This window comes from Mucilaginibacter sp. P4_G9, assembly GCF_056400985.1.
Window position 1 is genome coordinate 1 of the sequence record NZ_JBFUKF010000287.1, and the last position, 6,358, is coordinate 6,358.

A 6,358-nucleotide genomic window follows, 5' to 3' on the forward strand; every position below is an offset into this window, starting at 1 on the left:
CGCTCATTTGAAATCCTTGGCCGCTACATCGACATGAAATTCAGCAACATGTTTTTCGATTTTAATGTGCAGATGAACATCGAGCTTAATAACTTTAATAACCAGCTGCTACCCACTAAAATCACTTACCAGGGTAATTGGAACATTCCTTTCCACAAAGAAGAACGTGCCAGCTTTTTGATAGTGCATAAGGATTATAAGAGGGAGTAAGAGGGCCTGCTAAAACCTAACATAGCCGTTAACAGTTGTCAAATCCGGAAATACAGAATCGAACTCGTTTCGGGTATGACAATCTGAAGCTTTGCATTTTTAATATAGGCGACTCCGCCTGCTAATTAACTTTTTTAACCCATAGTGTATTTTTGACAATAGCCGGGTTTTAAGTATTTGGATGTGATGTATTTATGTGCCGATTATGCATAATCATCAATAAAAAAATATATTTTTGGAAGAAAGCTTTTGAGTTAAATCGATTAATGCGGCTGCATACCCTGAAATTATTTTTACTGCTAATTATTCCCCTGTTTTTTACCAGGGTTAAAGCTCAAACCTGTGAGGGCAGTTTGGGCGATCCCGTTATTAGTGAAACTTTTGGAGCCGGATCAAATCCAGGGACTGCTTTGTCAGCCGAGATAACTAATATGTCGTACAGGACCGGGTGTCCTAACGATGGTTCATATACTATTGTGAATGCAATCAATATATATGACGGTATTACCGGTAATTGCCATCCGGAAACATGGCAGAACGTAACACATGATCATACCGGTGATCCCAATGGTTACATGATGTTGATCAATGCATCCTATACACCAAGTATATTTTTTACAAAAACCACGTCCGCGGTGCTATGTGAAAATACCAAGTACGAATTTTCGGCATATATATTAAACCTGATGAGGGCAGGTTCATCATCTATTAGGCCAAATATTAAATTTACTATAGAAACCGTTAACGGTACGGTACTCGACTCTTTGGTTACCGGTGATATCATGGAATCGAACAGCGGGACTGATTGGATACGCAAGAGTTTCTTTTTTAAAACTCCGCCAAATACCAACCAGGTAGTTTTGAAAATGACCAATGAAGCGCCGGGGGGCGGAGGTAATGATCTGCTGCTTGACGACATCAACTTTAGGGCTTGCGGGCCAATTATCCAAACTGGTTTTACTGCTGTAGGTGCCAATCAGCCCCGGAACCAATGTGTTGGCGAAACCCAATCATATATCATAAAATCAAAAATAGGAGAAGGTTATACCAATCCTAAAACGCAGTGGCAGCAAAATAAAAGCGATGGTAATGGATGGGTGGATATTGCAGGCGAAACCGGCGATAATTATACATTCACATTATCTGATAATAATTTAAATGTTTACCGGTATCGCCTGGCTGCTGCCGAGGGATCAAACATAAGCTCGCCAAACTGCCGCGTATTTTCTGAGCCGCTAACTATAACAGTAAACCCTTATCCCCAGGTACCCGATATCGGTTCGCAAAGTGTATGTGAGGGCAGCGCATTATCCATACAGGCTGTTGGAGGTATAGCTTATGAATGGCATGGGCCGGGGATAACCTCAGCCAACAAAAACCAAAACCCACTGCTGTTCGAAAATATTACCGCGGCAGCCGGGGGTAATTATTCTGTTGATGTAACTTCGGCAGGAGGTTGTATTATTTCTTCAAACACATTCCCGGTTACTGTCAATTTAAAGCCGGTAACTACAGTTAGCAGCACCGCTACTATCTGCATAGGGAATTCGACAATCATCAGCGCCTCGGCGCCAGGAGCTACGAGTTACAGCTGGATGCCCACGACCGGTTTATCAGATCCCACATCGGCCAGCCCAACTGCTAACCCGGCCGATACTACTATTTATACGGTTACAGTAGGCAATGCTAATAATTGTTTCGATACCAAAACGGTAACCGTAAATGTATTAGGAAAGGCGTTAGCTAATGCGGGGAGTAATAAAAAAATATTTGAGGGCCAGTCGGTAATATTAAACGCGATTGCTCAAAACACCAATATTTTCAGCTGGACCCCCACAACCGGGCTGAGTGATCCGAATGTGCTTAACCCGGTTGCCACCCCTGGCAGCGATATAACTTATCACCTTAAAGCAAGCTCATTACAAAATTGCGGGGAGGATACCAGCAGTGTTTTTATAAAAGTTTATCATAAAATAATTATACCAACTGCCTTTTCACCCAATGCCGATGGGTATAATGATCTTTGGAACATTGAGCCCCTTGAAGCTTTTCCCGAAAGTATAATAACCGTATTTAACCGCTATGGGCGACAGGTATTTAAAAGTACAGGCTATGCAACCCCATGGAAAGGCACCTACAATGGCGCGGTATTACCAGCAGGTACTTATTATTATGTTATAGATCTTAAAAATGGCATGCCCAAACTATCAGGATGGGTATTAATTGTGAAATAGGAACAAGGACTTTTGGAGCAAGGATAAAGGAAACTCCAATTGGTGGAATCGCCTTCAATCGTTAAAATCATTAAAACAATATAAATTTATCTATCTGCTCGTTGGTGAACTTTAATGTATCGGCAGTTAACAGCTGGCTATCCCCGTCAAATTCTTTATGGATGGCAGCTATATGCAGCTTTAGCGACATTACGTTAAGGTGTACATAATGACAAACACCGGTAAAATGATCTATCCCCCGTATGTTGCCATATTTGCCCGATGATATGCCTACCAGCGCGGCCTTTTTATCATAAAAGCTTTCGGGAAAATCGCAGGCATCAATAAATACCTTCAGCACACCCGGATAGCTGCCGTTATATTCTGGTATCACAAAAATAAATTTATCGGTATCAGTTACCATCTTTTGAATGGCGGCAAACTCCGGGCTTCTTTTACCATAAAGGTCTGTTTGCAGCAGGTTGGGCGGCAATTCTTCTAACGATAGCAAATTTGCTTCAACACCTTTTTCACGCAGTTGCTCCTGGTAATATTTAGCCATCTTTAATGTTGAACTGCCTGGTCGGTTGGTTGATGCTATTATAGTTATCATGTATAATTATTGAATTATAGATTTATTGAATTATTGAATGACAGATCGTTCAATGCTTAAACTATTGAATATGAGAGTTATTTAAATATGATAAGACTTTTAGCATTGCATCGCTAATTCATCAATCAATAATTCAATAAATTCAGTAAATCAATAACTAATTATGTTTGTAAATTGACTAAACCTGTGGATTTCCTAATTGTTTAATTTCGTATCTTTATCACCAGATTAAAACTTTACGAAAGTAGAAATTTCTGAACCTACTTTGCGTTATTGTAAATCATTATAATATCAAATTTTGAACGTATAGAATGAGTAAAATTATTGCTTTAGCCAACCAGAAAGGTGGCGTAGGAAAAACTACATCATCTATAAATCTGGCTGCAAGTTTGGCCGTATTAGATTTTAAAACATTATTGGTTGATGCTGATCCCCAGGCTAATTCAACATCTGGAATAGGTTTCGACCCCCGTAATATAAAGAACAGTATATACGAGTGTATCATTAACCAGGTAGATCCTCATGAGGCGATCCAAAAAACGGAAACCCCGAATCTTGATCTGCTGCCAGCCCATATTGACCTGGTAGGTGCCGAAATTGAGATGATTAACCTGAGCGGCCGCGAGTATAAAATGAAACAGGTTTTTGAAGCTGTGCGCAATGAGTATGATTTTATTATTATTGATTGCTCACCTTCATTGGGTTTAATAACTATTAATGCCTTAACCGCCGCCGATTCGGTAATTATACCGGTACAGTGCGAGTATTTTGCACTGGAGGGTTTGGGTAAATTGTTAAATACCATTAAAATAGTACAATCGCGTCTTAACCCGCAATTAGAGATTGAAGGTATATTATTAACCATGTATGATGTGCGCCTGCGCCTGAGCAACCAGGTAGTTGATGAGGTGAAAACGCATTTTGAAGATATGGTTTTTGACACCATTATACAGCGTAATACCCGTTTAAGCGAGGCGCCAAGCTTTGGCGTATCGGTTATTATGCACGATGCCACCTGTAAAGGGGCAATTAATTATTTAAACCTGGCCCGCGAAATTATTCAAAAGAATGGTCTTGTAAAAAGCGAAGCAGTAACGGCTACAGCAACAGTATAAGTAAATGAGTAGTGAAAGAAGAAATGCCCTGGGCAAAGGATTAAGTGCGCTGTTGAATGATTCTGTAAACGTACAACCATATCAAAATAAAAGTAAACAACAGGAAGCATCAACATCCGCCGCCGAGGTTAACAGCCTGGGTTCGGTTAATGAGATCCGCCTGAGTGAAATTGAAGTTAATCCTTTTCAGCCCCGTACCGACTTTGATGAGCAGGCACTTAATGAACTTGCCGATTCAATTAAATTGCAAGGGCTTATACAGCCAATAACGGTAAGGCGTATCAATGCGCATAAATACCAGCTGATATCCGGCGAACGCCGTTTTCGTGCATCAAAACTGGCCGGGTTAACCCAGATACCGGCTTATGTACGTACAGCTAATGATCAGCAGATGCTGGAAATGGCCTTGATAGAGAACATTCAGCGCGAAAACCTGAATGCCATTGAGGTAGCCCTCAGCTTTCAGCGGATGATTGAAGAATGTAACCTGAAACAGGAAGAACTGGGCGATAGGGTGAGTAAAAACCGTTCGACAGTTACCAACTATCTGCGTTTATTAAAATTACCACCAAGTATCCAGGCATCCATCCGCGATGGTGCACTTAGCATGGGCCACGCCAAGGCGCTTATTACTATTGATGACCCTGCCAAACAATTATATTTACATCAGCATATTATTCAGCAAGGTTTATCAGTTCGTAAGGTTGAGGAATTAGTTCGGGATATGCAAAAGGCGCCGGTAAAAAAAGAGGGCAAACAACCCGAGCCGGTATCATACCAACTGCAAAAAATTCAGGACGATCTGGCTTCAAAGTTTAGTACAAGGGTAACGCTTAAGGTAGGTAACAAAGGTAATGGGGTAATTGAAATTCCTTTCCTGTCAGAAGATGACCTCGGTCGTATTCTTGAGATGCTGGATTGGTAAAATGCCAATGCCATATTTATTAACTAAAAACCGCGAATAGTAAGTTATGCGCGGTTTTTGTATTTATTAGCTGCGTATAAGCCATAATAATTTTGTTGTAAACAAGTTAAGATGTACCAGGTTAGATGGYAATTCTTCAGTTGACAGACAAGCTGATAGTTGGTGCGTAATCCGGGGATAAAAATTACCTTTGTAATAAGGTAAAAGCTGGGCGGTTGTTGTAATATTAGCCGTTTGCTGTTTACTTAATACTTGATAATAAATGTATAAATATTTGTTAATTATTGGGATGTTAGCGGCTTTTACCTTTACTGCCAAAGCGCAGCAAAAGGCAGATACGGCATCGGTAACTAAAAAGGATACTTTTAAAAAAGCATCGGGTACAGCCCCGGGTTCATTTGCGCCGCCTATAAAAAAGGAGAAAGAATACCATCCTGATAGTACCCACAGTCCGCATAAAGCAGTAATGCATTCATTGATGGTGCCKGGTTGGGGGCAGCTTTACAATCACCGCTGGTGGAAAGTTCCTATCGTTTATGGAGGTATTGGTTTATTGGCATCGGCAGTGATCTTTAACCAGGGGTATTATAATCAATTTAACGTACTGGCACATTATTATAAAAACGGGGTAACACCCAAACCAACCGATAAGTATTATGCAGAGTATATAGCATACACAAATGCCGGTGTGCCAGCACAAAATATATATGATGCGCTTGATAGCTATCGCCGCAACCGCGATTTAAGTATATTGGGTATTTTGGGGGCATGGGGAATACAAACTATTGATGCTTATATTGATGCGAAATTTATAAATGCTTATACGGTTGATAATAATTTTTCTATGCGGATTACGCCAAGCGTTATTAACCAGCCTGTTTATGCTCAAAGTGCGTTTGGTTCCTATATTCCGGGTATAAAAGTTACCTTTACGTTTTAACGGCACATTTATATCTTAGCTGTTAATTCAATAAATATTAAAAATGAAGATAGCGTTACTGGGCTATGGAAAAATGGGCAAGATTATCGAAAAGATAGCCCTAAGCCGCAAACATGAAATTGTTTTAACTATTGATCATGAAAACCAGCATGAGCTTACTGCCGAAAATCTGCAAAAGGCCGATGCTGTAATTGAGTTCACCATGCCGGCATCGGTTTTGGGCAATATTGAGCATTGCTTTAATGCGGGTGTGCCTGTTGTGGTGGGTACCACTGGCTGGTACGATAAATTGGACGAGATAAAGCGACTATGCGAAGACAGTAACAACGCATTGATGTATGC

General features: G+C 40.5%; 5 protein-coding genes and 2 pseudogenes. 6 read left to right on the plus strand and 1 reads right to left on the minus strand.

Annotated features, from left to right (window positions below; genetic code table 11):
* Both AC1DPZ_RS19695 and AC1DPZ_RS19700 read left to right on the plus strand, forming a co-directional pair.
* Positions 1-210: pseudogene (locus AC1DPZ_RS19695) on the plus strand (hypothetical protein); the annotation flags it as partial.
* A gap of 266 nt (positions 211-476) precedes the next feature.
* Positions 477-2,444, plus strand: a complete 1,968-nt coding sequence (locus AC1DPZ_RS19700) for a gliding motility-associated C-terminal domain-containing protein (RefSeq protein ID WP_477406573.1) — start codon at positions 477-479, stop codon at positions 2,442-2,444.
* 70 nt (positions 2,445-2,514) lie between these two features.
* On the opposite strand, the gene AC1DPZ_RS19705 is transcribed toward AC1DPZ_RS19700, so the two are convergent.
* Positions 2,515-3,036 carry an NADPH-dependent FMN reductase gene (locus AC1DPZ_RS19705; RefSeq protein ID WP_477406575.1) on the minus strand — a complete coding sequence of 174 codons (522 nt, stop codon included), beginning with the start codon at positions 3,034-3,036 and terminating at the stop codon, positions 2,515-2,517.
* A gap of 311 nt (positions 3,037-3,347) precedes the next feature.
* Here AC1DPZ_RS19705 and AC1DPZ_RS19710 point away from each other — a divergent pair, with 311 nt between their 5' ends.
* The 4 genes and pseudogenes from AC1DPZ_RS19710 to AC1DPZ_RS19725 all read left to right on the plus strand — a co-directional run.
* Positions 3,348-4,151 carry a ParA family protein gene (locus AC1DPZ_RS19710; protein WP_477406577.1) on the plus strand — a complete coding sequence of 268 codons (804 nt, stop codon included), beginning with the start codon at positions 3,348-3,350 and terminating at the stop codon, positions 4,149-4,151.
* Positions 4,152-4,155: 4 nt separating this feature from the next.
* Positions 4,156-5,076: a ParB/RepB/Spo0J family partition protein gene (locus AC1DPZ_RS19715; protein ID WP_477406579.1), complete on the plus strand. Its 921-nt coding sequence runs from the start codon at positions 4,156-4,158 to the stop codon at positions 5,074-5,076.
* 262 nt (positions 5,077-5,338) lie between these two features.
* Entirely contained in the window at positions 5,339-6,016 is a 678-nt protein-coding gene (locus AC1DPZ_RS19720) for a DUF5683 domain-containing protein (protein ID WP_477406581.1), read from the plus strand.
* A 43-nt stretch (positions 6,017-6,059) separates the two neighbouring features.
* Positions 6,060-6,358 (plus strand): annotated as a pseudogene (locus tag AC1DPZ_RS19725) (4-hydroxy-tetrahydrodipicolinate reductase); the annotation flags it as partial.

Bases quoted from the DNA above. Each gene is read 5' to 3' on its own strand.
- AC1DPZ_RS19710 (WP_477406577.1), top strand. From the start codon at position 3,348: ATGAGTAAAATTATTGCTTTAGCCAACCAGAAAGGTGGCGTAGGAAAA.
- AC1DPZ_RS19700 (WP_477406573.1), top strand. From the start codon at position 477: ATGCGGCTGCATACCCTGAAATTATTTTTACTGCTAATTATTCCCCTG.
- AC1DPZ_RS19705 (WP_477406575.1), bottom strand. From the start codon at position 3,036: ATGATAACTATAATAGCATCAACCAACCGACCAGGCAGTTCAACATTA.
- AC1DPZ_RS19715 (WP_477406579.1), top strand. From the start codon at position 4,156: ATGAGTAGTGAAAGAAGAAATGCCCTGGGCAAAGGATTAAGTGCGCTG.